This window comes from Halomonas sp. BMC6, from assembly GCF_964204995.1.
Classification (GTDB): domain Bacteria; phylum Pseudomonadota; class Gammaproteobacteria; order Pseudomonadales; family Halomonadaceae; genus Vreelandella.
Window position 1 is genome coordinate 1383951 of record NZ_CAXNSH010000001.1, and the last position, 25015, is coordinate 1408965.

Genomic DNA, 25015 nt, shown 5'->3' on the forward strand with positions numbered 1-25015 from the left:
CGTATAAATGCGGTGCTTAAGTGCACATCAACTTAATAACATACACATCTTCGCTGGAGATACCCCCATGGGCGTGACCTATCACGAAAGCAATGCGCGTATGAGCCAAGTGACTGTTCATAACGGAACGGTTTACCTCGCGGGTCAAGTGCCAGCCGATGCCACGGTGGGCATGCGTGGTCAAACCGAGCAGGTGTTGGCGCGTATTGATGAGCTGCTGGCGCAGGCGGGCACCTCTAAAAAGCACCTGATCTCTGCTCAGGTATGGGTGACCGATATGGCCGAATTCGCAGAAATGAACGAAGTGTGGGAAGCCTGGGTGGTGCCGGGGCGTCCGCCGGTACGCGCGGCGCTGGAAGCCAAGCTAGCCAAGCCCGAGTGGAAAGTGGAGATTATGGTAGTCGCCGCACTGCCTGACGCATAAAGACAGCAGCCTGCTGTAGGTGCGTTAATACAACGTTAACGCACCCTCGCTTTTCAGCAGGGCATCGCCGTATAGTAAAGGCTCTTATTGAGAACCAACCCAGTGGTAAGTTCATGGCCCAGTTTGAGCTGCATAGCCGCAATTTGGCCCCAGAGCAGGTAGCGCACTCCCACGATTTTCACCAGCTAATCCTGGCGACGTGTGGCGTTACCGAGCTTGCCATGGAAGGCCAAGGGGAGCGGGTGACCGCTCGCCGAGGCTGTTTGATTCCCTCATCGCGCCATCACGAGTATCAAGGTGATGGCAGCAATCGAACGCTGGTGCTGGATATCCCTGTGCAGCACTTAGCCTCCCTGGAAAAGGGCAGTGAGATTGAGCGCTTATTCGATAAGCCACGTTTCTTTACCGTTCCGCCTGCTTTAAATCAGCTCACCCATGCGCTTGCGCATCAGCTTGACCAATGCCCAGCACTGCAAAATGAGATCGCCGTGTTGCTACTGCGAGCGCTCTATATGTACCTGCAAGACGCGCCAAAACAGACGGCCGACCAGCTCGGGGTGCGCTGTATCAGTGAGCGGCTTGATCTAGAGCGGTTGGATGCCTGGCTAGACCAACATTTGGCGGATGAAGTGCGCGTTGAGCAGCTAGCGGCCCTGTGTGCATTAAGCCCTGGGCACTTTCATAGCTGCTTTCGTGAATTAACCGGGGTGACGCCGCTGGCCTATGTACAGAGCAGGAGGCTAGAGCATGCGCGCACGCTGGTGCGCCATAGCGCGCTGAGCCTTGGACATATTGCCATGCTGGTCGGCTTTCGTGACCAGGGCAGCTTCTCACGCGCCTATCGGCGCTACTTCGAGATTTCCCCCTCATCTGACCGCTGAACGCCTTGTCTGCCTGACTTACGGGCAAATTTGCCAGAGTTTCGGGCAAGCACACGCTGTTGCATCGTCGTAGTCTCAAGAGGAACCCCATTTTCCTTGGAGAGACCCCATGGGCGTGACCTATCAAGACAGCAACATCCGCATGAGCCAAGTGGCCATTCATAACGGCACGGTGTATCTCGCAGGCCAGGTGCCCACAGATTCTACCGCCGATATGCGTGGGCAAACGGAGCAGGTGTTGGCCCGAATCGATCAATTGCTGGCCCAGGCGGGGACCTCTAAAGAGCATTTGGTGTCGGCGCAAATTTGGGTCACCAGCATGGCGGAGTTCGACCAAATGAACCAAGCCTGGGATGCCTGGGTGGTGCCTGGCCGCCCGCCGGTACGTGCCGCCGTGGAAGCCAAGCTGGCCAAGCCTGAATGGAAGGTGGAAATCATGGTCATCGCTGCGCTGCCGGAGGCTTGATATGCAGGTTGTCTCGGCAGCGGAAGTCGCGCAGTACCTTACTTGGCAGGGCGTCATCGACCGCTTGCGGCACACCTTTGTGAACGGGGTGGAGTCGCCACCGCGCCACCATCACGCCATGCACCGGCCCGACGGCGAAGCCACCATGCTGCTGATGCCTGCCTGGGAAGCCGCTGGCTATATCGGTGTGAAAATGGTCAACGTGTTTCCGCAAAACGCAGAGCACGGAATTCCCGCGATTTCCGGGCTTTACCTGCTCAGCGAAGGCAAGCACGGTCAGCCGTTGGCCTGTATCGATGGCAGCGAATTAACCCGCCGCCGCACCGCCGCCGCCTCCGCTCTGGCCGCCCAGGCGCTAGCCAATAAAGACGCCGAAACGCTGTTGGTCGTGGGCACAGGCAAGCTGGCTCCTATGGTGATCGAAGCCCACGCCAGCGTGCGCCCCATCAAACGCGTGCTTATCTGGGGGCGACACCCCAGCAAGGCCGCCGCGATTGCCGAGGAGTACGCAGACCGCTTTGATACTCAGGTGGCGGATAACTTACCCACCGCCGTAGTAGAAGCCGATATCGTCAGCTGCGTGACACTCTCCACCCAGCCCATTATCAAAGGAGAGTGGCTAACGCCCGGTACTCACGTTGACCTAATTGGCGCGTTTCGGCCGCAGATGCGGGAAACCGACGCGGCGTGTTTACACCGAGCACAGGTGTTTGTGGATACCTACGCGGGCGCAAAAGGCGAGGCGGGGGACATTCTGCAGGCCATTGAGGAGGGCGCTTTTCAGTTTGACGATATCCGTGCGGAGCTTGCTGAGGTGCTCACAGGGGCCAAACCAGGGCGCTCGGATAAAGACGCCATCACGCTGTTTAAATCGGTAGGGGCCTCACTGGAGGATCTCGCTGCCGCGATTGAACTATGGGAGTCACTGCCCAAGCATCACTAATAAACTCCGCTGCAGGCCTGGCCGTATAACAACAATAAAGGCCACCACGCCCGCAGCACTGCAACGCCAGTCATAACGAAGACCATCAATAACCAAAACGAGGTGTGTTATGAACGCTAATCGCTCTTTGCTCTTCACTGCCCTTGCGGCACTTCCGCTGGCAATGGCCAGTGCCACGGCTCAGGCCCAATCCTATGAAATGGTGATCGCCACCCAGCTCCCGGAGGATATGAACAATAACGAAATCTATCCGGCGCTGGTGCATTTTAAAAATCTCGTCGAAGCCCGTACCGACGGGGATCTGGAAGTCACTATCTTCGGCGGCGGCCAGCTCGGCTCTGAAGTAGAAAATGGCTCAGAAGTGCAGGGCGGTCGTACGCTGCAGTCCACCATTATGTCCGCCGGGGCCATGTCGTCGTTCTATGGTGACTACCAAGCGGTGACCGCGCCGTTCCTCTTTACCAGCTGGCGGCAGGCCTGGACGTTCTTCGATAGCGAGTGGTTTGCCGACTTTATGTCGGGCACCGTGGATGCCGCGAGCATGCGCTATCTAGGTACCTTCGATGACGGCGGCGGCTTTGTAGCCTTCACCAATAACGTCCGTTTGATCGAAACCCTGGAAGACCTGGAAGGGCTCAATATTCGCACCGAAGAGAACCCGGCCCACGTCGCCATTATGCGCTCGTTAGGGGCCTCCGCGACGCCGCTGCCCTGGGGCGAGCTGATCACCGCGCTGGAAACCGGCTTAGCCGATGGCCAGTTCAACGCGCCGGTGCTCAACACCACCTTCAACTTCGATGCGGTGACCGACTACACCACCCTCACCGGGCATGTGTATAACAGCGCGCCTTGGGTGGTGAGCGAGTCCTGGTACCAATCGCTGCCGGAAACGCACCAGCAGGCGGTGATTAGCTCGGCGCGGGAGGCCATTCAGCTCAGCCATGGCATGTCGGGCGCACTCGCCACCGCCAGTTGGGTCGAGTCCTGCGAGCGCTTTGAAGCCTGCTACCTGATGCCCGATGCCGAACGTGAGCGCATGGCCGAAGTGGCCCGCCCCGCTTGGCAGGAGTGGATCGTGAACGACTTCGGGATGGACGAGGCGCGCGTGCAGGGCCTGCTAGATGAAGTGGAGCGCGTGGGCCAGCAGCTAGCGGAAGACGATCTGCGGATTTACGGACAATAACGGTGATCAACGCTGGGGCCATGCGCCCCAGCGTGAGGAATAGCCATGGGCGTTTTAACTCCTTTGCGCCGCTTAAGCGACCTGGTCAATCAGGTCGCTATCGTGGTGTGTGTGGGCTGTATTCTGGCGATGCTGGGCATCTCCTTTACCGCATTTTTATACAAATTGATCACGGGCAGCACGCTGAGCTGGACCTACTCGTTGGCGCGGCTGTTTTTGCCTTGGATTGGTTTTCTCTCGATGACGATTTCGCTGCGCTACGGTGAGCACGTCGCCATGACGCTGCTGGTACGCAGCTTGCCGAAAGTGATGGTGCAGGTGGCCGCCGGGCTTTGCCTAGGGGTGATTGGCCTATTTGCGCTCATGCTCACCTGGTATGGCTGGGACTACTTTAGCAGCGCCACTCAAGTGTACATGGTCTCCGACCAAATCCGTATTCCCAGCAAGGTCACCGCCGTTGTCGTGCCGATGAGTGGGGTCATTATGCTGCTGCACTTGGTGCACGGGTTTGCACTGCTCGAACACTTTATGGATGAGCAGGACGTGATTGGCGAACTTATCGATACCGTTGATGGGGAGCACCGCTCATGACGCCTGCGATTATTGCGTTTGTTGTACTGCTGTTTATTGGCGCGCCGGTAGCCGTTGTGATGGCGATGTCTGGGTTGGCGGGCGGGTTTGCGATTGGCGGCGAGCGCATGCTCGGTATCATCGCCGACCGTATGTTTTCTGGCGTCTCCGGCTTTCTGCTGATCGCCGTACCCTACTTTATTTTTACCGCAGAGCTAATGAACCAGGGCGGGCTGACCCACAAGCTGATCGCGTTCAACAATGCGCTGTTTGGCCGGGTGCGGGGCTCGCTCTCCCATGTGAATATTTCGGTCTCGGTGTTTTTTGCGGGTCTGACCGGGGCAGCGGTGACCGATACGGTGGCCATCGGCAAAATCATGATCCCCGAGATGAAAAAGCAGGGCTACGATGCCGAATATGCAGCGGCAGTGACCGCGTGCTCTTCGATCATTGGGCCGATTATTCCCCCCAGCGTGGTGATGGTGGTCTACGCCACCTTACTGCGGGATATTTCGGTCATCGACCTGTTCGCCGGTGGCATTATCCCTGGCCTGCTGATGGCCTTGGCGCTGCTAGGCGTTAGCTTCTTTTTAGCCTGGAAGCGTAACTACCCAAAACAGGCACCCACGCCGTTTAAGATGGCGATCATGTCGTTTGTACTGGCGCTGCCCGCCATGGTGGTGCCGCTGATTATTTTGGGCGGTATTCTCTCAGGCTTAACCACCATCACCGAAGCGTCGGGGTTTGCTGCGGTATACGCCATCGTGATCGGCGTAGTGTTCTACCGGAACCTGACGTGGCGAAAAATATGGGAGGCGTTAGTCACTACCGTGCGCTTTTCTGGGGTGGTGTTTTTCCTGCTAGCCACCTCGGCGGTGCTGGGCTGGTTTGTCACCCGTTCAGGCATTGCACGGGATGCGGCCAGCATCATCACCACCTTTAGCGACGCGGCTTTTGTGCAGCTGATGCTGGTCTGCCTGCTGCTGCTAGTGGTGGGAACGGTGATGGACGTACTGCCCGCGCTGGTGGTTATCGCGCCGGTGCTGGTGCCCGCCATGATTCAGCTTGGCTTTGATCCGCTTCACTTCGCTATTCTGATGATTGTGGTGCTCAATATCTCTAACGTCACACCGCCGGTGGGGATGACGCTAATGACCGCCGCGCGAATAGCCGAGGTGCCCTATGAACGGGCCATTGTGGCGTCGCTGCCGTTTTACGTCTCGTTCTTGGTGGTGATTGTGCTGCTGGCGGCCTTCCCGGCGCTTTCCACCTGGATACCGTCACTGCTGTGACCAGCTAAGGACTGCGACTCATGAAGTGTTTTTACCACCCTGACCAAGTGTTACATGCGCCGCCCACGTTTCTGCTACGCGGCCAGCCCGCGCCCTCACCAGAAGGCCCGGTGCGTGCCGAGCTGCTAACGCAGGGGTTAGCGCAGGCTGGCTTAGTGCTCACTGCGCCAGTGGAGTCAGACTCCCCCAAACTGCGTAAGCGCCTGGAGCAGATTCATACGCCGCGCTATTTGAAATTTCTGGAAACGATCTACGCCCGCTGGCAAACGCTACCCAATGCAGCTGAGTTCGTGGCACCCAATATTCACCCTTGCGGCGGCCACCACTACCCCCGTCACCCGGTTGGGCAGGCGGGCTGGCATCTGCACGATATGGCCTGCCCACTGAGTGCGACCAGTTTTCAAGGCGCGCTGGCCTCGGCCGCCACCGCTCAGGCGGCAGCAGAAGCGGTGCTAGACGGAGAAGCGGTTACCTATGCGCTGTGCCGCCCGCCGGGCCACCACGCTGGGCCAGAACGCGCCGGCGGCTTTTGCTTGCTGAACAATTCGGCGCTGGCCGCCACCGTGCTGCGCGAACGCTTTGCCAAGGTGGCAATTATCGATGTAGACCTACACCACGGTAACGGCACCCAGGATATTTTCTACGCCAGGGGCGATGTATGGACCGGTTCGCTACACGCCGATCCCAGCGATTTTTACCCGTTTTTCTGGGGCGGTGCCGATGAAGAGGGTAGCGATGAAGGCGTGGGGGCCAATGTGAATCGCCCCCTGCCGGTGGGCAGCGATGGCGAGGTCTATTTAGATGCGCTGGCGATCCTGATCGACCATCTGCAGCGCTATGAGCCGGATGCCGTGGTGGTCGCGCTGGGGTTAGACGCCCATAAGGATGACCCGCTAGCGGGCCTTAATGTGGAAACCGAGGCGTTTATCGAGGTGGGCAAACGCTTAAAAGCGCTCTCGCTACCCATGGTGATTGTGCAGGAAGGCGGCTACCCCACCGAGCATTTAAGCGCCAACCTAGCGGCCTTTATGCAGGGGTTTACCGCATGAGTAAAACCGCATTTTACTGGCACGAACGCTGCTTTTGGCACGACCAGGGGGCCATCGGTGTTTTCTCCGCGCCGGGGGAGTTCTTGCAGCCCCAGGCCGCCTCCGAAAGCCCTGAGAGCAAGCGGCGGCTGAAGAATATTCTGGAAGTCAGCGGGCTGATTGACGAGCTTTACGTGGTGAAACCGCCTGCTGCAACGCTCTCTGACCTACTGCGTTTTCATACCCCGCGTTATTTGGATGAACTGCAAGCAGGGGATGAAGCACGGGGTGGCAATGGCGGAGACTGCGCGCCCTATATGCCGGGCAGTTGGGCGGCGGCAACCCACTCAGCGGGGCTGGCCATTGCTGCCGTTGAGGCCGTGGCACTGGGCGACGTGGATAACGCCTATGCGCTATGCCGCCCGCCGGGCCACCATGCCGAAGCCGACCAGGGCCGAGGATTCTGCCTGTTAGGCAATATCCCCGTTGCGGTAATGCGTGCCCGCACGTTAGGCCAAGCCAAGCGCGTGGCGATACTCGATTGGGACGTTCACCACGGCAACGGCCAGCAGGCGGCGTTTTATCACGACCCCGATGTCTTCACCGTTTCCATGCACCAAGCGGCCAACTACCCGCTGGAAACCGGTGGTTTCGACGAGCAGGGCGAAGGGGACGGGTTAGGCGCTAACCTTAACTTGCCGCTACCCCCAGGCTGTGGCCTGGGAGCCTACGCGTATGCGATGGAAACATTGGTGCTGCCCGCTTTGGAGGCATTCAAGCCTGACCTAATCGTGGTGGCCTGTGGCTATGACGCCTGCGCCAAAGACCCGCTAGGCAAGATGCTGCTCAATAGCCAAGCCTTCGCCACCATGACCGCCCAAGTCAAGGCCGTGGCAGAGCGCTGCTGCAGCGGCAAGCTGGTAGTGGTGCATGAAGGCGGCTACTCCGAAGGTTATGTGCCGCTCTGCGGTCATGCCGTGATCCAAACCCTTGCGGGCAGTAAGACCGCCGTGTTCGATCCACAAAACGACGAAATTGCCGCCTGGGGCTACCAAGCGCTGCAGCCACACCAGCAGGCGTTAATTGATGGCTGGCACCAACAGTGGGAGCAAACAACCCGATGACACCACTCTATGATCGCGACGGTTGGATCTGGCAGGATGGCCAGTGGTTCGCCTGGCGGGACGCCAAAGTGCATGTGTTCACCCATACGCTGCACTATGGCATGGGCTGCTTTGAGGGGGTGCGCGCCTATGCAGGAGCGCAAGGCCCCCAACTGTTTCGAGTGGCCGAGCATACTCGCAGGCTAGTGGAAAGTGCCCATGCGCTGGATATTCCACTGCCGTTTAGCGAAGCCGAGCTAATTGATGCCCAGCGCGAAAGCCTGACCAAAAACGGTTTAAGCAGTGCCTATTTAAAGCCCACCGTTTTTTTAGGCGCGGAAGGCCTGGGGCTACGCGCTCAAGGGCTGACCACCCATGTAATGATTGCTGCCTGGGATTTAGGACCTTATATCTCACCCCATGCGGCGTCCCACGGCCTACGCGCTTTAACCTCTTCCTGGGCGCGCCACCACGTCAATATCAGCCTATGCCGCGCTAAAACCAGCGGCCACTACGTGAACTCGATGCTGGCGCTCAATACGGCGGTAAAAGCGGGCTTTGATGAAACCATCATGCTCGACCCAGAGGGCTATGTGGCCGAGGCTTCGGCGGCGAACGTCTTTTTGCTGCGCGATGGCGTGCTGCACACCCCGGAAGTAACCTCTTGCCTGCAGGGCATCACCCGCGATAGCGTCATTCATCTGGCTCGCGATGTGTTAGGCATTGAGGTTAAAGAGCGGCGCATTACCCGCGATGAGCTCTACACCGCTGATGAAGCCTTTTTAACCGGCACCGCCGCCGAAATTCTGCCGCTGAGGGAGCTGGATGGGCGCAGAGTTGGCAGCCGTGCCGGGGCACCGCCGCCCAGTGAGCCGATTGCGGCTAATAGCGTGACGGCTCAGCTGCAGCACCTTTATCGCAAAGCGGTGCGCGGTGAGCTAGAGGCTTACCAGCACTGGCTAACCCCGGCATAACCTTGTAATAGACTTGAAATAGCCCTTGAAATAGACCCGGGGCAAGCGGCGCTAGCCGTGCTGCTGAATCGCCTTCTCCAGAGCGGCCAACCTACCGGGTTCCAGCGCTCCTTCCACCGCCGTAATACGGATCACGTTGGCCAGTTCAGGGTGCGCAAGGCGGGCCACCAATACACCTTCGGCTAGCAGTTCCTGGTGAACCGCCGCTGCCAATTCCGCGCTGGAGAGCCGAATGCCGACGAAGTTCGTCGCGCTGGGCAGCACGTCGGCACCCAGGCTGATAAAGTGCAGCGCCAACTGTTCGCGGCGGGCTTTCACCGCTTCAATGTGCTGCTGTACTTCCTCGGGGTGATCGAGCACGACTTCGGCCGCTGCCTGGGCGAACGAGGACACCGCGTAGTGAATACGCACCTTCATCATCATCGCCAACACGTCAGGCTCGGCAATCGCGTAGCCAATCCGCATCCCGGCAAGGCCGTGGGCCTTGGAGAGCGTGCGTAGGCGAATCACCCGCGGCAGCGCCTGGCCGAGGAACTCGCTGCCCGCGTCGTCACGAAAATCGCCGTAAGCCTCATCCAGCAGCAGCCAGCACGCCTCCGGCAGCGCCTCGCGTAGCTTGAGAATCGCGCTATCGCTGTGCAGGTGGCCGCTGGGGTTATCGGGGTTCGCCAAATACACCAGCCGCGCATTTTCTTGATGGGCGGCGGCGGCCAGCGCTTCTAAATCCGGAGCAAGTACGCCGGGCGCTTCATGGTAACTTGGCTCGATCAAGCGGCAGCCCTGGCCTTTGGCGAAGTAAGCGAAGGTAGGGTAGGTGCCCGCCGTACTCACGACCGCATCGCCCGCCGTGCAGGTGGTGCGCAGCGCCAGAGCGATCAAGCTATCGGCACCGGCATCCACCAGCAGGTGCTCCAGGGGAATGTTCTGCTGTGCGCTCAAGCGTTGGCGCACTCCGAACGCCTCGGCATCGCCATAACAGTAAACGTGCTGCACCACCGCATCGCCAAAGTGCTCCCGCAAGGCGCGATGGGGCATGTCTAGCCCCTCGTTAGAGCCCAGCCGGTGCGGGATCTCTCGGCCAAGCCGACGCTCCAATACTTTAATGCCGGGGAACGGGTTGGCCGGGCCTTCGCCAGTGAGATGCTCGGGGTAGCGGGGCATAACGTCTCCAAATCAGATAGCGTAAACTGTCGCCTAGCACAGTAATGAAAGCATGAACGGCAATGACAATACCCGTCCAAGGATACGGCATGGCTCACTTATTGCGAATCGTGATGATTCACGGTCACTTAAATGGCGTGGTCGAACTCAGTGTGGACGGCCACACCAATATTTGCGGCACCAACGCCTCCGGTAAAACCACGCTACAGCGGCTGGTGCCGGTGTTTTACGGCGAGCTACCCAATAAGGTAGTGCCCAAAACGCGTATGAAGTTCGATGCGTTCTACTTGCCCCACCGGAACAGCTATCTGGTGTACGAATACCGCCGCGAAGCGGGCAACATCTGCCAAGCGGTGCTGACCCGCAAGGCCGAAGGTGGCGTGGAGTACCGCTTCGTGGGCGCACCTTATCGACCGGATGATTACCTAGTGGAGACGGAGCAGGGCCCGCTGGCGCTGGACTATACCCAGTGGGCCAGCGGGCTGCGCCGTAGCGGCACGCCGGTTTCTCCCAAGCTGGGCGCGACCTCTGAATTCCGCTCGGTGATTCAGAACGACTTTACCCAGCTCCACGGCAACAGCCGCGACGGCCTGAGGCTGCGCCAGATCGCCGCTCAGTTTAGCCTAGTGAACCCCGAGCGGCGCATTCGCCATATCGAAAAGCTGGTCTCGGCGGTGCATGCCAAAGAGGGTAAGATGGACACCCTCAAGACCATGCTGGCGGCGATTTTCGAAGAGGACGGCGTCGAGCTGCCCGTCACCCGCATCCGCAGCGCCAAAGCCCGCGAATGGATTGCTCAGATGCGCCAATCCATGCGTCTGGAGCCGCTGCAAGCCTCGCTGGCCAAGCTCTCTGGCATCGACCGCGAGCTGGCCGAACTCGACACCACCCTGTGGCAACTCAAACCCCAATTGGCCGACGACCGCGAACAGGCCCAGCGGCGGGTGGCCGATGTAGACAGCGAACTCAATCGCCACCAGCAGGCATTCCAGGCCGAAGAGCAGGCCTACACCGAGCGGCGGGATGCACTCAACGACCAGCACAGCGAAGTGGCAAGCCAACTGCAGCACACCCAGCGCCGCCTCAACGACCTGCAAACCCAGTTCGAGCGCTATGCTGATGCCGATATGCCCGGCCTGGAGCGGGATATCAACGCGCTGCCCCAGTGGCGCGAACAGCGCGACCAGCTGCAGCAACACCTGCAAGTGATGCAGGACGCAGTGAAGGAAAGCCAGGCGCGCCTAGATGGCCGACTGCGCGAACTCTCCGACACCCTCGCCCGCCAGACCCAAGAGAGTCAGGCGCTGATCGACGCGCTGGTCGAAGAGAAGGCCGGGCGCCGCGAGCAGCAGTGGCAAACCGAACAGCAGCATAACGAGCGCTATCAGCAGGCCCGCCAGCGGCTAGAGAGCGAGTACCAAGCCCAGCTAGAACTAGGCGTGGAGCAGTTGGCCGAGCTAAAAGCCCAGCTCGCCATGCCCACACAAACCCGCGAAGAAGCCCAGGAAGCCGAACTGGCCCAGGCACGGCTGGACGACGCCCAGCAAGCCCGCAGCGCGGCGGGGGCGACTCTGGAAGCGCTGCGCCGCGAGCTGGATACCCACAAACGCGAACGCGACACCGCCGAACAGCATCTCGTGCAGTGCCGCCAACAGCGCGAGCGCGCCGAGCAGCACTGTTACACGCTCTACCAGCAGCAAACCCCCGAGCAGGGCAGCCTGCGCTACTTCTTGCGCTACCACCGCCCCGGCTGGGAGCAGCAGCTCGGCAAGGTGATTGCCCCCGAGCTGCTGGAGCGCCGCGACCTCGCCCCGCAGCTAGCGGAAAACGCCAGCGACGACCTGTTCGGCCTGGCGCTGGACCTTTCCGCTATTGCGCTGCCGGAGTATGCCCAGGACGAAGCCAGCCTGCTGGCCGCCATCGAAGAAGCAGAAGGTGCCAAAGCCCGCGCCCAAAGCGCCTGCGTCGCCGCTGAAAAAGCGCTCAAGCAGCACAACGAGCGGGTGCAGCAGGCGGATGATGCCCAGGATACCGCCCGGCTGGCCCACCAGCGCGCCGAGCAAGAAGTGGCGTACGCCCTGGAAGCGCGCCGCCAGCAGCAGGCCCGCCACGCGGAGAGCCAGAAAGCCCGCCGTGCCCACATCGAAGGCGCACTGGCCCGCCAGGAGCAGGCACAAGCCGAGCTGCGCGACGAGAAGCGCGAAGCCCTGGCCGAGCTGGCCGAGACCCATCAAGGCCAACTGCTGGAACTCAAAGCCGACGCCCAGAGCCAGCTCGACAGCCTGGAGGCCCAGCTACGCACCTATAAACAGCAGCTTAGCGATGCCAACGCCGAACACCAGCGCCAGCGCGAAGAGCTGGAAGCCGCCTTCAGCCAGGAACTGGCCGACCAAGGCGTCGACCCCGCCCAGCTCAAGGCCACCAAAACCCGCCTGGAAGCGCAGAACGAGCGCATTCGCCACACCACCGCTCGTCAGGAGGAGCTGGCCGAGTACCAGCGCTTCATGCGCATCGAATGGGGCCAGCACAAACCGCAGCTAGTGGCGGAAGAGGCCGAACTGGCCCAGCGCGACCAGCAGCTCAAGCGCGATAAAGCGCATTTGAAGAACGCCTTCCATGCCGCCCGCGACGCCCACCAGCAAGCGGTGAACGACCTCAAAGCCCAGCGCGACAGCGCCCGAGGCGCCCTGGACACTCTCACGCCGCTGCTCAACCAGCTGGACAGCCTGGAGCTGGTGGCCGAAGGCGCGCCAGCGGAAGCCAGCGTCGGGGATGTGGACGAGCGTATCGAGCGAACCCGCCAAGCGCTGACCAGCCGCCACCAGCAGCTAGAACAGTTACGCCGAGGCTGTCTGGAGGTCGAAAGCCAACTGATCAAAGACGCCAGCAGCGGCTTTGCCGATGCCCTGCAAAGCGAGCGCGACAAGCTGCCCAGCGACAGCCCCCGGCTACTGCTGCCGCTGCTGCGCGGTATGCTCAAACTGCTGGAGGATCAACAGCAGCAGCTGATTCAGGAAGGGCGTAACCTCAGCGACGATCTGGACAAGTTCTTTATCGTTTTCCGTGACCTGAACCGGCGCATCAGCGCTCAAAGCCGCCGGCTTTCGGAAGAGGTCGCCGACGACCTGCGCTTGGAAGGCATCACCAAGGCGGAAGTGCGCATTCAATCCACCATCGACGAGCTGGGCTTCTGGGAGCCGCTCAAACTGTTTGCCCAGCGCTACAAGGCGTGGCGGGAGTCTGGCCAGACGCTACCCAGCGACGACTACCTCAACGCCCTAGCGGACGTGGTCGACCTGCTGCGTAGCGACCAGCAGTACAGCTTCGAAAGCCTGCTGCGCCTGGAGCTGCACCTGAACGAAGGTGGCACGGATCTGGTGATCAAAAATGACCGCCAACTGCTGGAGTCCTCCAGCCACGGCATGGCGTATCTGATTCTATGTAAGTTCCTGCTTGCTTTTACCCGCCTGCTGCGCGGCGAGGCGCAAATCGCCATTCACTGGCCCATCGATGAGATCGGCACGCTGGCCTACCACAACGTGGAAAAACTGTTCGATGCCTGCGACAGCAACCGCATTCATATCGTCGGTGCGTTTCCCAACCCGGAATCCGACGTGCTGCTGCTGTTCGCCAACCGCTACCTCATCGAGCGGGATGCCACTCACCAGCAGCGCCGGCTCAAGCGTATCGAGCCGCGCCTCAGCGCGCTGGCGCAGAAGATCAAGCAGCGCCAACAGGAGGTCAGCGCATGATCGAACACGGCCCTTTACTGGAACGCCTGCTGGCCGGTGACTTCATCTGCGCCGTCAGCGACGACAACGCCTACCGCCACCTCTCCAACGAAGAGACCCGCGAGGCGATCGACGCCTACCTGCGCCCGCTCAACCGGCGGCTGGCCAGCAACGAGGATGCCAGCGTCTACTTCCTGGCCTGGCGCCAGCTCAACGACGCGGCGCGGGAGCAACTCTCCCGCCAGCTAGCTGACACGCTCAACAGCCTGCTGCCCATGCTGGAGTGGCTGCAATTGGTGCAAGAAGCGCTAGGCCACGACACCCTGGCGGCCCCCGGCGATGTGCTCAAACCCGCTGAATTCAGCGCCAAATGCGAAGACAACCAGAGCCTGCGCGAGCGCCTGGAGCGGCTAGCTACGGATAGCTTCTTTGGCTCCCAGAGCGACCAGTTGGATGCCCAGGTAAAGCAGATTTTCAAGCGGCTGAAGGAGCACGGCTACCTGATGCAGCCCCACAGCGAACGCCAGGTGTTCGTGGTAGCGGGCAAGATGGATTACTTGGTGGATGTGGTGCGCTTCATTCGTGATGAAGAGAACCTGCCGATCGATGCCGACGGAGACGAGGGCACGCAGGAGGCGTTGCTGTGAGTAAGCGTATGGGCAATGGCGTGAGCGAACTGGAGAGCCGCCTGCTGAAAACCGGCGCGGAGCGCCTGGCGCTGCTGGGCAAACACGCCGAGCGCCTCATGCAGGGCTATACCCGCGACGACATACCGCTGGAAGGCCTGAGCGACGGTGCGCTGCGCAAGCTGCTGGCAGCCCGCGTGCTGTGGCGGCCCGACGAGCAAAGCGGCGTGAAGCTCTCGCCCAAGGTGCGCGACCTGATCGCCGAAATGCTCGCCGACGAAGCCCGCCGCCACGTCAATGCCGACGTAGCGGAAACCCTGGAGCTGATTCGTAGCCAGATAGAGAGCTACCGGGAAGCGCGCAGCAAAGGCGAACACTGGCGGCAAGAGCAGCAGCTACTGCGCCTGCGCCAGGAAGTGGACGACCTCAACGGCCGCTTTGCCGACGCCATCGACAGCCTGTGGCAGCGGCTGAATAGCGATTTCGGCTTCGTTAGCCAGCTCAACGACAAGATCCGCGAGAACGACCGCGCCCAAAAGCAGATCGTGCGGCTACTCGATGGCCTCGCGCTGATCGACTTCGACGAGCTGATCGAACTGGTGGGTAGCGACGGCAGCCTGCGCAAGCTGCTCATCAGCCAGCTTCAGAACCGCCTGAGCCACCACTACACCAGCCTGCGGGAAGTGCAGCGTCGGCTGATCGACCTCATGGCGCGCTTTCGCAAGCAGCAGGCCCGCAGCCGTCTGATGACCGGCATGGCCGCCTTCATGCGCGAACACCCTGGCTTTGTGCCCGGCAACTACGCCCAGCGTAGCGAGGTGCCCGCGCTCTTCAACCGCGCCACCCCGCTCAACCCCGCCGCCGCCCCGGCGCTAGACCGCGCCCTGGATACCCGCGTACTGGCCGAACTGCTGCATGACCTGCCCGCCCCACGCCACGCCGCACAAAACGTCGCGGTCGCCAACCCCGTTCAACCCGCCGAAGAGAGCCTGGCCGCCGCCCGCCAGCAGGCGCTCAAGCAGGACGTGGAACACTTCTACCTCGCAGTGCTCGACCAGCCGCCTACCGAACCGGTCAGCGCCCTGGCGTACCTGCAACAGAGCGGCCTGGAGTGGGCGGACGAGATTTGGCTGTTCCAAGTCATTGCCGAGTATCAAGGGCTGCCGCGCAGCGAACAGCAGGCCTTCCGCCTGCAGCAAGAGGAGAGCAAGGCCAGCGCCTATAACGACCTGCGGCTGATTCACGATGTGGCCCTGGCGGTGGCGGTATGAACCTGACGGGGCGCGCCCGCTCTGGTCTCAATGACGTAGCGAAACAGCTTCGCCGTCAGCCGATAGTAGACAAAACGCGCGGTCAATGGGTGGAAGACGTGGTGGCCTGGTGCCGCCAGCAGGATATCGATCTCGGCAGGCGGCTTTCCAGCCAAGCCCTGCGCTTCGATGCCGAGTTGCTGGCGCAGATCAATGATGTACTGGAAAGTGCCCGCTTGGCACCGCTAGGCCGCTCGCTCAGCGGCCTGAGCAGTGCCGCCCAGGCGAAAGAGGGCGTAGAAGAAGATAAAGCCACCCGCGAAGGCCCCCGTGCCTGGCGCGTACTGCTCAGCCTGCCGCCCCAGCCCACCTCGGGGCTTGCCAACGAGCCGCGCTGCATACGAGACGTGGACGTTCGCCACCTCACGCTGGGGGCCTTCGGCGCTCTGGTGCAGGTGGAAAACCTCGACAGCTTCTACGCTTTCAACCCGAACATCAGCGCCCTCAGCGGTTACGCCAACCCGCTCATCGCCTACCGAGGCGATAGCCACTACGGCGGCGGCTTCGCCCACCTGGCCGAGGTATGGCGCAAAACTCGCAGGCCGCACCTTTACGCAGGCGACTTCGACGCCAAAGGCATTACCCTGGCGCTGGACAGCGGCGCCACGCACTTACTGCTCCCTGACATCGCGTGGCTCACCCAACACGCCACCCCCCTGCACCAGCCTGCGGGGCAACTACCTTATCAGCGACGATTGCGCCAGCTTCATGTCGGCCTATCGCCCCAACACCCGCTAAGGCCTTGCCTCACGCTGCTGGAAAAACAGGGGGGCTTAAGCAGCAGTGGTTTGAGGGGGAATTGGTGGCGGTGGGGTTTGGTTAGCAGCTTGCATCTTGCTTGGGCCTGGTTTGGGCTTGGCGTAAAGTATTAGCCGTGCAGTGTGTTCCTGACGGTATGACGAGGCTGAGCAAAACGCGCCAGCATGCAAATGTTGGATATGCCGCCTATTTTCCCTTTGCTTTCAGGCGAATCAGTGGGATAGAGTCGATAGACTGGCTACATAACCTCAATGAATGAGCGGGTACGTTTATTGGGGTTATGCAGTCTTCCGTATAAGCAGTGTTAGACGAGCAGCGAGGACAAATGCATACCGAACGCTTCCGGCAACTACGAAAGGATGCTCTTTCTAATCTATTTGGTAAGAAAGAGGTAAGTTCGATCTGGAGGAAGATCGTCCGCGGTCAGTTACGGTCCTTAGACTTCAAAGACTTGTACGATCACTACGACTTCAACTACAACATTGAAGAGCGAGCAAATGCCATCCGAAATGAACTTCTCAATGGCACCTATCGTGTATCACTTCCTCTGATTTACCGCCTTGAGAAGAAATTTGGTGTCTGTAGGCACATAGTGATTCCCCAGCCGGCAGATGCGCTCGTTCTTCAGGTTCTGGTGGAGCATGTAGCGGAACAAATTGTTAAACATCAACCTGCAGAAAATGCCTTCTACTCCCGCGACAAACATAATGTAGGCAAACCACATGATGCTGCAGAGTACGGCCTGAATTTCAGGCAGCAATGGAAAAAGTTGCAGAAGGAAATTTATCGCTTTAACGAAGACAAAAAACTTTTGATAGTTACCGACCTGTCGAACTACTACGACAGTATTGACATAAACGAACTAAAAAAGGTCTTCCTAGGCTATATCGAAGCCAACGAAGTGCTTGTCGATGTCCTATTTCGCGTCATAGAGGAAATTTCGTGGAAGCCTGATTATCTTCCCTACAGTGCCAGAGGTCTCCCGACTTCCAACCTAGAGGCGATCAGGCTGCTGGCTCATTCCTTTCTTTTCGAAGTTGACGAAGTTCTAGACAAGAAAACTAACAAGAACTTTACACGCTGGATGGATGACATTGTTATTGGCGTCGATGATCGAAGCCAAGCTATAGAACTGATTAGCTCGGTGTCAGATATGTTGAAGAGCCGGGGTTTGGCTCTTAACCTTTCAAAGACCGCAATCTATGACAGTAAAGAAGCTCGTTTTCACTTTCAGATTGAAGAGAACAAGTACCTCGATTCTGTTGAGGGCTTAAAGAAAGGAGACAAAGAATACGATAAAACAACGACCGAGCTTCGTAGGCGATTGAAAAAGCATTTCAAAGATCGGTCGCCTAAGTATTGGGACAAGATCGCGAAGCGTTACATAACAGCCTTTGGCAAGGCTGAATCCACGAAGCTGCTAACCGAGATCACCGATATTTATGTCAACTATCCGTCCTTGAGACCTAATCTCCTAATTTATCTCTCAAAGATTGGATACACGAAGCGCTCTGCGTCTAAGGTGCAAGAGATTCTTAGCGCTATAGATGTGTTTGATGATATTTCTCTATTTCAACTGGCCAGCTTAGTCACACTGTGGGAGGTTCCGCTCACTGACCAGGCAACTGAGTTCTTAAGCTCAGTTGACAACAGCTTGGTCTCGGCGTCATTCATGAGCAAAAATCCTGCGGATTTCTATTCTGCGCTGTGGTTCAAAGCTAAGTACTCACATCCTGAGGACCTAACTAAGTTCGTTAAAAAATATCAAAATCTTTGGCAAAGCGACTCATTTCTTCGTCGGCAAGTTACAGCGGTCATGTCCAGGCTGCTGATAACCAACAGCAAGCAGATTGATGAGCTGTTGCGTCAACAAATTTCGAGCGGTGTTGTAAGCACTGTTTCATTGGCGAATCAGATCCAGTCCTTTTCGAGAATCGACAAACTTGACGGAAAGCTAAATTTTTATTTGTTTCCCAAGAATCCGCAGCGCCCATACCCTCTGCAGAAATTCTTGGTTCTCTGTTCAGTACTAAATTCTGAAACGATCAGAACCAACGACTCGGTACGGGAATTGGTGCTCGACCATATTCATGACCCGTACTACAGGAAGTGGCTTGACCATCAATTCAACATCAAGTGAGTGCGCATCATACCAAGAAGCTACGTATGCAGCTTCTTGCTCTGGATACCGCCACTTCAGTCGAAGACATGAACATCCCTGGCTTTAGGCTTCACCCATTGAAAGGAAAAGACAAAGGGCGATGGTCGATTTGGGTAAACGGAAATTGGCGTATGACGTTCGAATTTCAGGACAGCAACGCCTACATTCTTGATTATGAGGATTATCACTAATGACGATGCATAATCCGCCGCATCCTGGTGAATTTATTCGGGACGTGTATTTGGAACCCTTTGGCATTAGCTCGCGTCAGCTTGCTACGAGTCTGGGCGTTTCACCGTCCACGTTGTCCCGGCTGCTCAAAGGAGAAAGTGGCATTAGCCCGGAAATGTCGCTGCGACTTTCCAAAGTGCTGGGACGTAGCCCTGAGAGCTGGTTGGCGATGCAAGATATGCATGATCTTTGGGTGGCTCGGAGTACGGTCGATCTGGATGACCTCCATCCACTGGAATTTAACGCCGCTTGATAAGCGCTTAACATGGTGGCTTCTCTTCCATTGCTGTTTCGCCTCCATGGTCAAGGCGCGCTTGGTGTAGGCGTTGTAGCAATTTTCCGAGAATAGCTATTAATCTCCATGGCCCCACAAAACACCATGAACCTACTCTTTCTCGGCACTTCAGCCGGTGTACCCACCAAAACAAGAAACGTCTCCGGCATCGCCTTGCGCGAGAGCAAGGGGAAGGGCTGGTACCTGATCGATTGTGGCGAAGGCACCCAGCATCAGGTTTTGCACACGAAGCTGTCGTTCCATTCACTGAAAGCCATCTTGATTACCCACGTGCACGGCGACCACTGCTATGGGCTGCCTGGCATTCTGGCGAGTGCGGCCATGGGCGGGCGCACAGCACCTCTAACCATTGTGGCCTCGGCAGGTATCCAAACCTGGCTGGAAGCCACGTTTGCGGTCACACAGCTTTGCTTGCCTTTTGCACTGGAATTTATCTGCTCCGATGACCTGCCCAGCGTTGAGTTTGAGAACATGGCGGTGACGACGTTTACGCTTTCCCATCGGGTGCCGTGCTATGCCTATACGTTCACTGAGCGCAACGTGGGTGCAGCCCTGGATGTGAATAAATTAGATCAACAAGGCATTCCCAGAGGGCCGTTGTGGGGGCAGTTGAAGCAGGGAAGGGATGTGGCGTTTGAAGGCAAGCCGCTGCGTAGCCAGGATTATCTGCTGTTCAAACACGCTCCCAGAAAAGTGGTGATTGCCGGAGACAACGACCAGCCCGAGCTGTTGGCAGAGGCATGCGCCGGGGCACAGGTGCTGGTGCACGAAGCCACCTACACCGAAGAGATGGCCGAAAAGGCCGGTGAGGTAGGGCATAGCTACGGCAAGCAGGTGGCGGCGTTTGCTCAAGCCATCAAGCTGCCCAACTTGGTGCTCACCCACTTTAGCCCTCGTTATCCGCTTATCTCCCATACCTCGCCTTCCATTGAGGATATCCGCAAAGAGGCGCAAAGCGTCTATTCAGGCGCGCTCTACTTGGCGAGGGATTTTGGCGAATACAGTTTGGATAAGGCGGGCCAGTTGATTGAACTGCCGTGCGAATAGCCGATGTCACCGTGCCACTTCTTGATAGCCCAACGGGTAGATCAGTCGCGGCAATAGCCTTCACCTGTTTTAACTATTAGGCAGTCTTCCTTTTCCAATAGCCATTTCATACCAGTGGCTTCGCCATCGCCAGCTCGGAGCAAGTGTTGGCCGTCCTCGCGGTTGAAGCGGATGCCCTCGGCGGTTGCTTGGCCTTCGAAGGTGCCGCGTTGATCGGCATCCAGGCCGTACTGCATTTCAAGTAGGTAGTGGCCGGGGCCTGCAGGTTCGTCTTTGCTGATGGCCAGAAATAACCCTTCAACGCCAATCCATCGGCCAATCCATTTATCGGTTAGCTGATGGTGGGACTGGTGTTGCTCGGTTGCCGTGTCCGGAGCAGGTGCGCTAGGTGACGCGGTGTTGCTGCACCCGCTTAATAGCAACACGGCGATGAGTGCTAACGCGGCTTTTTCCATGGTGGCCTCCGTCATCGGTACTGCCGTTACTTGCTATATACACGTACCATGCTGTTAGTTGGATCGAATGTTGGAATATGTCGAAGAGGAGTTCCATGATGCAAAAGGTAAGAATCGACCTGGTATCCGACGTGGCCTGCCCGTGGTGCGCCATTGGCTACCGGCGCTTGGAGCAAGCGCTAGAGACACTCAAGGGCGAGATCGACGTTGAGCTGGTCTGGCAGCCTTTTGAGCTGAACCGCGATATGCCGCCTGAAGGCGAGCCGATTCTGGAGCACTTGTGCCACAAGTACGGCAAAGACGCGGCTACCATGGAGCAGTCTCAGCGCGAGATTATGGCCGCCGCTGAAGAGCTTGGGCTGAATTTCCGGGGTGCCCTGGAGCGCCGGGCGAACAATACCTTCGCCGCCCACCGCGTGCTGGCGTGGGCCGGAACTCAACACCAAGAGACGGCGCTTCAGTTGGCGCTGTTTGAGGCCTACTTCGGTGAAGCGAAAAACCCCGCCGACCCAGCGGTGCTTCGTGAGAAGGCCATTGAGGTTGGGCTGGACGGTGACACCGCTGAAGCCATTGCCCGTTCTGACCAATACACGGAGGAAGTACGCGAGGCAGAACAGCGCTTTATGGACGCAGGGGTGAGCGCGGTGCCGGGCTTTATTCTCGATGGCCGTTACCTGATCTCGGGTGCCCAGCCCGCCGATGTGTTGGTCGATGCGCTGCGTCAGGTGGCCGAAGAGAACGCTAACAGCTAATGTGTGAGAAGCCCCGCCTGAAGGCGGGGTAGCACTCTCAGCTTATCCTTTTCCAAGCCCCAACCTGTGAACGCATCTCTATGAAAACCATTGGCTTAATCGGCGGTATGAGTTGGGAATCCACGCAGACCTACTATCGCCTCATCAACCAGCATGTGCGCACGGCGTTGGGCGGGCTGCATTCGGCCAAGGTGGTGCTGTACAGCGTCGATTTTGCCGAGATAGAGGCGCTACAGCATCAAGGCAACTGGCAGGCTACCGCTGAGATATTGGGTGCGGCGGGAAAAACGATCGAAGCGGCCGGGGCCGATTTTCTGGTGCTGTGTACCAACACCATGCACAAGGTGGCGGAGCCGCTGGAAGCGGCGGTCTCCATTCCGCTGCTGCATATCGCCGACACCACGGCTCAGGTGCTGCAACAGCAGGGCATTACCTGCGTGGGTTTGCTAGGTACGCGGTTTACCATGGAGCAGGCGTTTTATATCGAGCGCTTGCAGCGTCACGGCATCGAGGTGGTGGTGCCCACCGAGTCACAGCGTGAGCGCGTACACTCGGTGATTTACCAAGAGCTGTGCTTGGGCGTTGTAAAAGCAGATGCCAAAGCTGACTATTTGAAGATCGTCGCTTCGCTGGCTGAGCGCGGCGCGCAGGGCGTGATTTTAGGCTGTACAGAGATTGGCCTGCTGATTCAGCAAGCCGATACGAGCGTGCCGCTGTTTGATACCACCGAGATCCACGCGGAGCAGGCGGTTCAGCGGGCGTTGGGGCGTGGTTAGTCAGTCACTGACGTCCTCGCCCCTTTTGTGACAGTCAGCGTTAGCCGATTTTAAACGGATTCAACCCATTGGCCTGCTGCATCATCATACGTTTGGCAAAAGGCACGCGCTCGGCCAAGTGCAGGCTGAGATCGCCCAGTTGGCGCAGCGGCTTTGCGCCGGTGAACAGGTGGTGGAAGCTATCGGTGGCGGCAATCATCGCTTGGTTGGCCAGGCGGCGCTGGCATTCGAAGCGGTGCAGGCTGATGTGGTCGCCGGGGTCGCGGCCTTTGATGATCAGCTCGGCCAGGGTGTCGGCGTCGTGTAGGCCGATGTTCAACCCTTGCCCGGCCAGCGGGTGCACTACGTGGGCGGCGTCGCCAATCAGCGCGAGGCGTTTGCCGATGTAGCGTTTGGCGTGCTGGCGCTTAATGGGAAAGCTGGCCCGCGCCACAATACGGGTGAGCTTGCCCAGGCGCTTGGGGAAGGTGGTTTCGATGGCGTGCTGGAGCGCGTTGTCAGAGAGCTGTTCGCGGGCTTTGGTGGCTTCATCGCTGTCGTACCACACCAGCGAGGCGCGCTGGCCGGGCAGCGGCAGCATGGCAATCGGCCCTTTGGGGGTAAAACACTGCCAGCTAACGTCCTGCTGGGGCAGCTCGGTCTCGACGTTAATAATCATCGCCCGCTGGTGGTAGTCGTGGCTGGTCACGCCAATGCCTGCCAGCTCGCGTAGCGTAGAGCGCGCGCCGTCGGCCCCTACAATCAGTCGGGCGCTCAGGGTTTTGCCGTTATCCAGCTCTAGCATGCGGGCGGTGGTGGCCGCCATGGTGCTGAGCGGAGCGCACTGGGTATAGCAGGTCACGCTGGGCAGTTCTTCCAGGCGTTGCCACAGGGCGTGCTGCAAAGCGCGGTTTTCGATAAAGATACCGAAGTCGTTCATGCCGCTCTCTTCGGCGGAGAACACGGAGTGGCCGGTGCCATCCTGATTCGCCACATCGATATGCCGGAACGGGCAGCAGCGCTCGCCAGGCAGTATCGCGCCGCTGGCTTTCACAAATGCGAGCGACCGGGCGTTGAGCGATGAAATACGCAGGTCGTAGTCGCCGCTGGCGGGTTTCGGGGCGCTGCCGCGCTCGACGAGCCCTACGGAAATGCCCGCCTGGCCGAGCCTTGCCGCCAGGGCCGCGCCCACCATGCCGCCACCGACAATAATAATCTCGTGATCCCACTGCATGAGAGGCTCCTTACTCCGCTATCGAGGGCACATTGCATGTGCTTATATTGTCATACAGTATCGTTGACTTGTCGCAGTATTGCCTAGGGTGATCCATTGACGCAGGCCGTGGAAAGTACAGAAAAACGCGAGAGCAGCCAGGTGGCCGGGGAAGCGCTGGCCGCTTTCATCAAACGCCACCCCAAACTCTGGGTGATTACCGGGGCGGGGGTGAGTACCGACAGCGGGATTCCCGATTACCGCGATGCCGATGGCCAGTGGAAGCGCCCGCCGCCGGTGCAGCACGGTGATTTTATGAGTTCCTTCGCCGTACGCCAGCGCTACTGGGCGCGGGCGCTGGTGGGCTTTAAAGCCATGCGCGAAGCCCAAGTGAGCGGGGCGCATCGGGCGTTGGCAGAGCTGGAGGCCATGGGCCATGTGGAGCTGCTGGTGACGCAAAACGTGGACCGCCTGCACCAGCGGGCTGGCTCGAAAAAGGTGATCGATCTTCACGGCAGGGCGGACGTGGTGGCCTGTATGGCGTGCGGCTATCAAATGATGCGCCACGCCATGCACAGTGAAATGGCGCGCATGAACCCTGCCTTTGCCGCGCTGGATGCCCGCCACGCGCCGGATGGCGATGCGGATCTGGAAACCGATTTCTCTACCTTCAAAGTGCTGGACTGCCCCCGCTGCAAGGGCATCCTCAAACCGCAGGTGGTCTACTACGGCGATGTGGTGCCCCCGGGGCGGCGGTTGGCGGCCCAGGCGGCGCTGCAGCAAGCTGATGCGGTGCTGGCAGTGGGTACGTCGTTGATGGTCTATTCCGGCTACCGCTTCTGCCGCGATGCCCACGCCATGGGGCTGCCTGTAGCATCGCTCTCGCTGGGTGTGACCCGTGCCGATGCGTTTTTGACTCACCAATGGCGCGCGCCGCTAACGCCGGTGTTGGAGCAAGCGGTGGCGTGCTTGAAGAGCGCTTAACGCGCTTTCGACACCCACGGGTTGCCCTCGCTCCATAGCCGCCAGGGGGCGTCGCGGTCGGCGGGTTGGGCGTAATCGATGCCGACTCTTGGGCCGCTGGCAATCGTACTGGGCGGCTCGCCGGAGGTAATCCACAGGCCGTTCGCCTGATCGCCGTTTTGCGTCATATCGTGGCCGTAGAGGGCGTTATCGATACGCAGTGCCCGAGTCAGTTTGCCGGGGCCGTTGCTTAGGTTACGCCCCGCCACGCTGCGCCATGCGCGCATGGCAGGCTCGCCGATCACTGGCTCTACCGCTCGAATCAATACCGCGCAGGGGTTGCCTTCCGGCTGGGTGACCACGTTCAGCAGCCAGTGCATGCCGTACACCAAATAGACGTAGGCGTGACCGGGCGGGCCAAACATCGCCTCGGTGCGTGGCGTTCTGCGCCGGTGGGCATGGCAAGCGGAATCTTCCGAGCCACGGTAGGCCTCGGTTTCCACAATGCGCGCGGCCATTAGCTCACCATCGAGCTGGCGCACTAGCCAGCAGCCCAGCAGGTCTCGGGCGACTTCCAACGTATCGCGGTTGTAGAAGGCCTGGGGCAGGGGCGTGAGTGGCCCTTGCTCTATCGGTAACTTAACAGGGGTTAACGTGTCTCTCTGCGGCATACTATCGCCAAGTACTTGAGT

At 59.3% G+C, this 25015-nt stretch carries 25 protein-coding genes; 21 read left to right on the top strand and 4 right to left on the bottom strand.

What is annotated here, in order from left to right; translation table 11 throughout:
- The first annotated feature begins 67 nt into the window (after positions 1-67).
- The 10 genes from AB6K10_RS06600 to AB6K10_RS06645 all read left to right on the top strand — a co-directional run bounded on the left by AB6K10_RS06600 (position 68) and on the right by AB6K10_RS06645 (position 8864).
- Complete coding sequence (locus AB6K10_RS06600) at positions 68-424, top strand: RidA family protein (protein WP_339118229.1); 357 nt, start codon at positions 68-70, stop codon at positions 422-424.
- Positions 425-537: 113 nt separating this feature from the next.
- Positions 538-1305, top strand: coding sequence for an AraC family transcriptional regulator (locus AB6K10_RS06605; protein WP_339118230.1), 768 nt, complete (start codon positions 538-540; stop codon positions 1303-1305).
- A gap of 109 nt (positions 1306-1414) precedes the next feature.
- On the top strand, positions 1415-1771 hold the full coding sequence (locus AB6K10_RS06610) for a RidA family protein (RefSeq protein ID WP_188637672.1): 357 nt from the start codon (positions 1415-1417) through the stop codon (positions 1769-1771).
- A 1-nt stretch (position 1772) separates the two neighbouring features.
- On the top strand, positions 1773-2714 hold the full coding sequence (locus AB6K10_RS06615) for an ornithine cyclodeaminase family protein (protein WP_339118231.1): 942 nt from the start codon (positions 1773-1775) through the stop codon (positions 2712-2714).
- 109 nt (positions 2715-2823) lie between these two features.
- On the top strand, positions 2824-3897 hold the full coding sequence (gene dctP, locus AB6K10_RS06620) for a TRAP transporter substrate-binding protein DctP (protein WP_339118232.1): 1074 nt from the start codon (positions 2824-2826) through the stop codon (positions 3895-3897).
- Between the two features lie 45 nt (positions 3898-3942).
- On the top strand, positions 3943-4488 hold the full coding sequence (locus tag AB6K10_RS06625; protein WP_339118233.1) for a TRAP transporter small permease subunit: 546 nt from the start codon (positions 3943-3945) through the stop codon (positions 4486-4488).
- Complete coding sequence (locus AB6K10_RS06630; protein ID WP_339118234.1) at positions 4485-5759, top strand: TRAP transporter large permease; 1275 nt, start codon at positions 4485-4487, stop codon at positions 5757-5759. Before AB6K10_RS06625 ends, AB6K10_RS06630 begins: the two co-directional genes overlap by 4 nt.
- 20 nt (positions 5760-5779) lie before the next feature.
- A complete protein-coding gene (locus AB6K10_RS06635; RefSeq protein WP_339118235.1) occupies positions 5780-6808 on the top strand; it encodes a histone deacetylase family protein in 1029 nt (342 codons plus the stop codon).
- A complete protein-coding gene (locus AB6K10_RS06640) occupies positions 6805-7911 on the top strand; it encodes a class II histone deacetylase (RefSeq protein WP_339118236.1) in 1107 nt (368 codons plus the stop codon). Before AB6K10_RS06635 ends, AB6K10_RS06640 begins: the two co-directional genes overlap by 4 nt.
- A complete protein-coding gene (locus tag AB6K10_RS06645) occupies positions 7908-8864 on the top strand; it encodes a branched-chain amino acid transaminase (RefSeq protein ID WP_339118237.1) in 957 nt (318 codons plus the stop codon). Before AB6K10_RS06640 ends, AB6K10_RS06645 begins: the two co-directional genes overlap by 4 nt.
- A gap of 51 nt (positions 8865-8915) precedes the next feature.
- Here AB6K10_RS06645 and AB6K10_RS06650 read toward each other — a convergent pair whose 3' ends face one another.
- Positions 8916-10025, bottom strand: coding sequence for an aminotransferase class I/II-fold pyridoxal phosphate-dependent enzyme (locus tag AB6K10_RS06650; RefSeq protein ID WP_339118238.1), 1110 nt, complete (start codon positions 10023-10025; stop codon positions 8916-8918).
- A gap of 89 nt (positions 10026-10114) precedes the next feature.
- Between AB6K10_RS06650 and AB6K10_RS06655 the strand changes: the two genes are divergently transcribed.
- From AB6K10_RS06655 to AB6K10_RS06690, 8 genes are all read left to right on the top strand, one after another.
- Positions 10115-13777 carry an ATP-binding protein gene (locus tag AB6K10_RS06655; protein WP_339118239.1) on the top strand — a complete coding sequence of 1221 codons (3663 nt, stop codon included), beginning with the start codon at positions 10115-10117 and terminating at the stop codon, positions 13775-13777.
- Positions 13774-14403 (top strand): hypothetical protein, encoded by a 630-nt coding sequence (locus AB6K10_RS06660; RefSeq protein ID WP_339118240.1) that lies wholly within the window; start codon positions 13774-13776, stop codon positions 14401-14403. Before AB6K10_RS06655 ends, AB6K10_RS06660 begins: the two co-directional genes overlap by 4 nt.
- Before the next feature lie 8 nt (positions 14404-14411).
- A complete protein-coding gene (locus AB6K10_RS06665; protein ID WP_339119600.1) occupies positions 14412-15653 on the top strand; it encodes a hypothetical protein in 1242 nt (413 codons plus the stop codon).
- Positions 15650-16564 (top strand): hypothetical protein, encoded by a 915-nt coding sequence (locus AB6K10_RS06670; protein ID WP_339118241.1) that lies wholly within the window; start codon positions 15650-15652, stop codon positions 16562-16564. The genes AB6K10_RS06665 and AB6K10_RS06670 overlap by 4 nt, the downstream gene beginning before the upstream one ends.
- Before the next feature lie 212 nt (positions 16565-16776).
- Complete coding sequence (locus tag AB6K10_RS06675; RefSeq protein WP_339118242.1) at positions 16777-18591, top strand: RNA-directed DNA polymerase; 1815 nt, start codon at positions 16777-16779, stop codon at positions 18589-18591.
- A 26-nt stretch (positions 18592-18617) separates the two neighbouring features.
- Positions 18618-18803, top strand: coding sequence for a type II toxin-antitoxin system RelE/ParE family toxin (locus tag AB6K10_RS06680; protein ID WP_339118243.1), 186 nt, complete (start codon positions 18618-18620; stop codon positions 18801-18803).
- A complete protein-coding gene (locus AB6K10_RS06685) occupies positions 18803-19096 on the top strand; it encodes a HigA family addiction module antitoxin (RefSeq protein WP_339118244.1) in 294 nt (97 codons plus the stop codon). Before AB6K10_RS06680 ends, AB6K10_RS06685 begins: the two co-directional genes overlap by 1 nt.
- 126 nt (positions 19097-19222) lie before the next feature.
- A complete protein-coding gene (locus AB6K10_RS06690; RefSeq protein WP_339118245.1) occupies positions 19223-20185 on the top strand; it encodes a ribonuclease Z in 963 nt (320 codons plus the stop codon).
- 41 nt (positions 20186-20226) lie between these two features.
- On the opposite strand, the gene AB6K10_RS06695 is transcribed toward AB6K10_RS06690, so the two are convergent.
- Positions 20227-20640 (bottom strand): hypothetical protein, encoded by a 414-nt coding sequence (locus AB6K10_RS06695; protein ID WP_339118246.1) that lies wholly within the window; start codon positions 20638-20640, stop codon positions 20227-20229.
- Between the two features lie 98 nt (positions 20641-20738).
- On the opposite strand from AB6K10_RS06695, the gene AB6K10_RS06700 reads away from it, so the two are divergent.
- Positions 20739-21392, top strand: coding sequence for a DsbA family oxidoreductase (locus tag AB6K10_RS06700; RefSeq protein ID WP_339119601.1), 654 nt, complete (start codon positions 20739-20741; stop codon positions 21390-21392).
- Between the two features lie 80 nt (positions 21393-21472).
- A complete protein-coding gene (locus tag AB6K10_RS06705) occupies positions 21473-22168 on the top strand; it encodes an aspartate/glutamate racemase family protein (RefSeq protein WP_339118247.1) in 696 nt (231 codons plus the stop codon).
- Positions 22169-22208: 40 nt separating this feature from the next.
- Here AB6K10_RS06705 and AB6K10_RS06710 read toward each other — a convergent pair whose 3' ends face one another.
- Positions 22209-23381, bottom strand: coding sequence for a UbiH/UbiF/VisC/COQ6 family ubiquinone biosynthesis hydroxylase (locus AB6K10_RS06710; protein WP_339118248.1), 1173 nt, complete (start codon positions 23379-23381; stop codon positions 22209-22211).
- Positions 23382-23489: 108 nt separating this feature from the next.
- Between AB6K10_RS06710 and AB6K10_RS06715 the strand changes: the two genes are divergently transcribed.
- On the top strand, positions 23490-24344 hold the full coding sequence (locus AB6K10_RS06715; RefSeq protein ID WP_253016581.1) for an NAD-dependent protein deacetylase: 855 nt from the start codon (positions 23490-23492) through the stop codon (positions 24342-24344).
- Here AB6K10_RS06715 and AB6K10_RS06720 read toward each other — a convergent pair.
- A complete protein-coding gene (locus tag AB6K10_RS06720; protein ID WP_339118249.1) occupies positions 24341-24994 on the bottom strand; it encodes a DNA-3-methyladenine glycosylase in 654 nt (217 codons plus the stop codon). The two genes, AB6K10_RS06715 and AB6K10_RS06720, sit on opposite strands and share 4 nt — an antisense overlap.
- Positions 24995-25015 lie beyond the last annotated feature (21 nt).

Bases quoted from the DNA above. Each gene is read 5' to 3' on its own strand.
- AB6K10_RS06600 (WP_339118229.1), top strand. From the start codon at position 68: ATGGGCGTGACCTATCACGAAAGCAATGCGCGTATGAGCCAAGTGACT.
- AB6K10_RS06605 (WP_339118230.1), top strand. From the start codon at position 538: ATGGCCCAGTTTGAGCTGCATAGCCGCAATTTGGCCCCAGAGCAGGTA.
- AB6K10_RS06610 (WP_188637672.1), top strand. From the start codon at position 1,415: ATGGGCGTGACCTATCAAGACAGCAACATCCGCATGAGCCAAGTGGCC.
- AB6K10_RS06615 (WP_339118231.1), top strand. From the start codon at position 1,773: ATGCAGGTTGTCTCGGCAGCGGAAGTCGCGCAGTACCTTACTTGGCAG.
- dctP (WP_339118232.1), top strand. From the start codon at position 2,824: ATGAACGCTAATCGCTCTTTGCTCTTCACTGCCCTTGCGGCACTTCCG.
- AB6K10_RS06625 (WP_339118233.1), top strand. From the start codon at position 3,943: ATGGGCGTTTTAACTCCTTTGCGCCGCTTAAGCGACCTGGTCAATCAG.
- AB6K10_RS06630 (WP_339118234.1), top strand. From the start codon at position 4,485: ATGACGCCTGCGATTATTGCGTTTGTTGTACTGCTGTTTATTGGCGCG.
- AB6K10_RS06635 (WP_339118235.1), top strand. From the start codon at position 5,780: ATGAAGTGTTTTTACCACCCTGACCAAGTGTTACATGCGCCGCCCACG.
- AB6K10_RS06640 (WP_339118236.1), top strand. From the start codon at position 6,805: ATGAGTAAAACCGCATTTTACTGGCACGAACGCTGCTTTTGGCACGAC.
- AB6K10_RS06645 (WP_339118237.1), top strand. From the start codon at position 7,908: ATGACACCACTCTATGATCGCGACGGTTGGATCTGGCAGGATGGCCAG.
- AB6K10_RS06650 (WP_339118238.1), bottom strand. From the start codon at position 10,025: ATGCCCCGCTACCCCGAGCATCTCACTGGCGAAGGCCCGGCCAACCCG.
- AB6K10_RS06655 (WP_339118239.1), top strand. From the start codon at position 10,115: ATGGCTCACTTATTGCGAATCGTGATGATTCACGGTCACTTAAATGGC.
- AB6K10_RS06660 (WP_339118240.1), top strand. From the start codon at position 13,774: ATGATCGAACACGGCCCTTTACTGGAACGCCTGCTGGCCGGTGACTTC.
- AB6K10_RS06665 (WP_339119600.1), top strand. From the start codon at position 14,412: ATGGGCAATGGCGTGAGCGAACTGGAGAGCCGCCTGCTGAAAACCGGC.
- AB6K10_RS06670 (WP_339118241.1), top strand. From the start codon at position 15,650: ATGAACCTGACGGGGCGCGCCCGCTCTGGTCTCAATGACGTAGCGAAA.
- AB6K10_RS06675 (WP_339118242.1), top strand. From the start codon at position 16,777: ATGCATACCGAACGCTTCCGGCAACTACGAAAGGATGCTCTTTCTAAT.
- AB6K10_RS06680 (WP_339118243.1), top strand. From the start codon at position 18,618: ATGCAGCTTCTTGCTCTGGATACCGCCACTTCAGTCGAAGACATGAAC.
- AB6K10_RS06685 (WP_339118244.1), top strand. From the start codon at position 18,803: ATGACGATGCATAATCCGCCGCATCCTGGTGAATTTATTCGGGACGTG.
- AB6K10_RS06690 (WP_339118245.1), top strand. From the start codon at position 19,223: ATGAACCTACTCTTTCTCGGCACTTCAGCCGGTGTACCCACCAAAACA.
- AB6K10_RS06695 (WP_339118246.1), bottom strand. From the start codon at position 20,640: ATGGAAAAAGCCGCGTTAGCACTCATCGCCGTGTTGCTATTAAGCGGG.
- AB6K10_RS06700 (WP_339119601.1), top strand. From the start codon at position 20,739: ATGCAAAAGGTAAGAATCGACCTGGTATCCGACGTGGCCTGCCCGTGG.
- AB6K10_RS06705 (WP_339118247.1), top strand. From the start codon at position 21,473: ATGAAAACCATTGGCTTAATCGGCGGTATGAGTTGGGAATCCACGCAG.
- AB6K10_RS06710 (WP_339118248.1), bottom strand. From the start codon at position 23,381: ATGCAGTGGGATCACGAGATTATTATTGTCGGTGGCGGCATGGTGGGC.
- AB6K10_RS06720 (WP_339118249.1), bottom strand. From the start codon at position 24,994: ATGCCGCAGAGAGACACGTTAACCCCTGTTAAGTTACCGATAGAGCAA.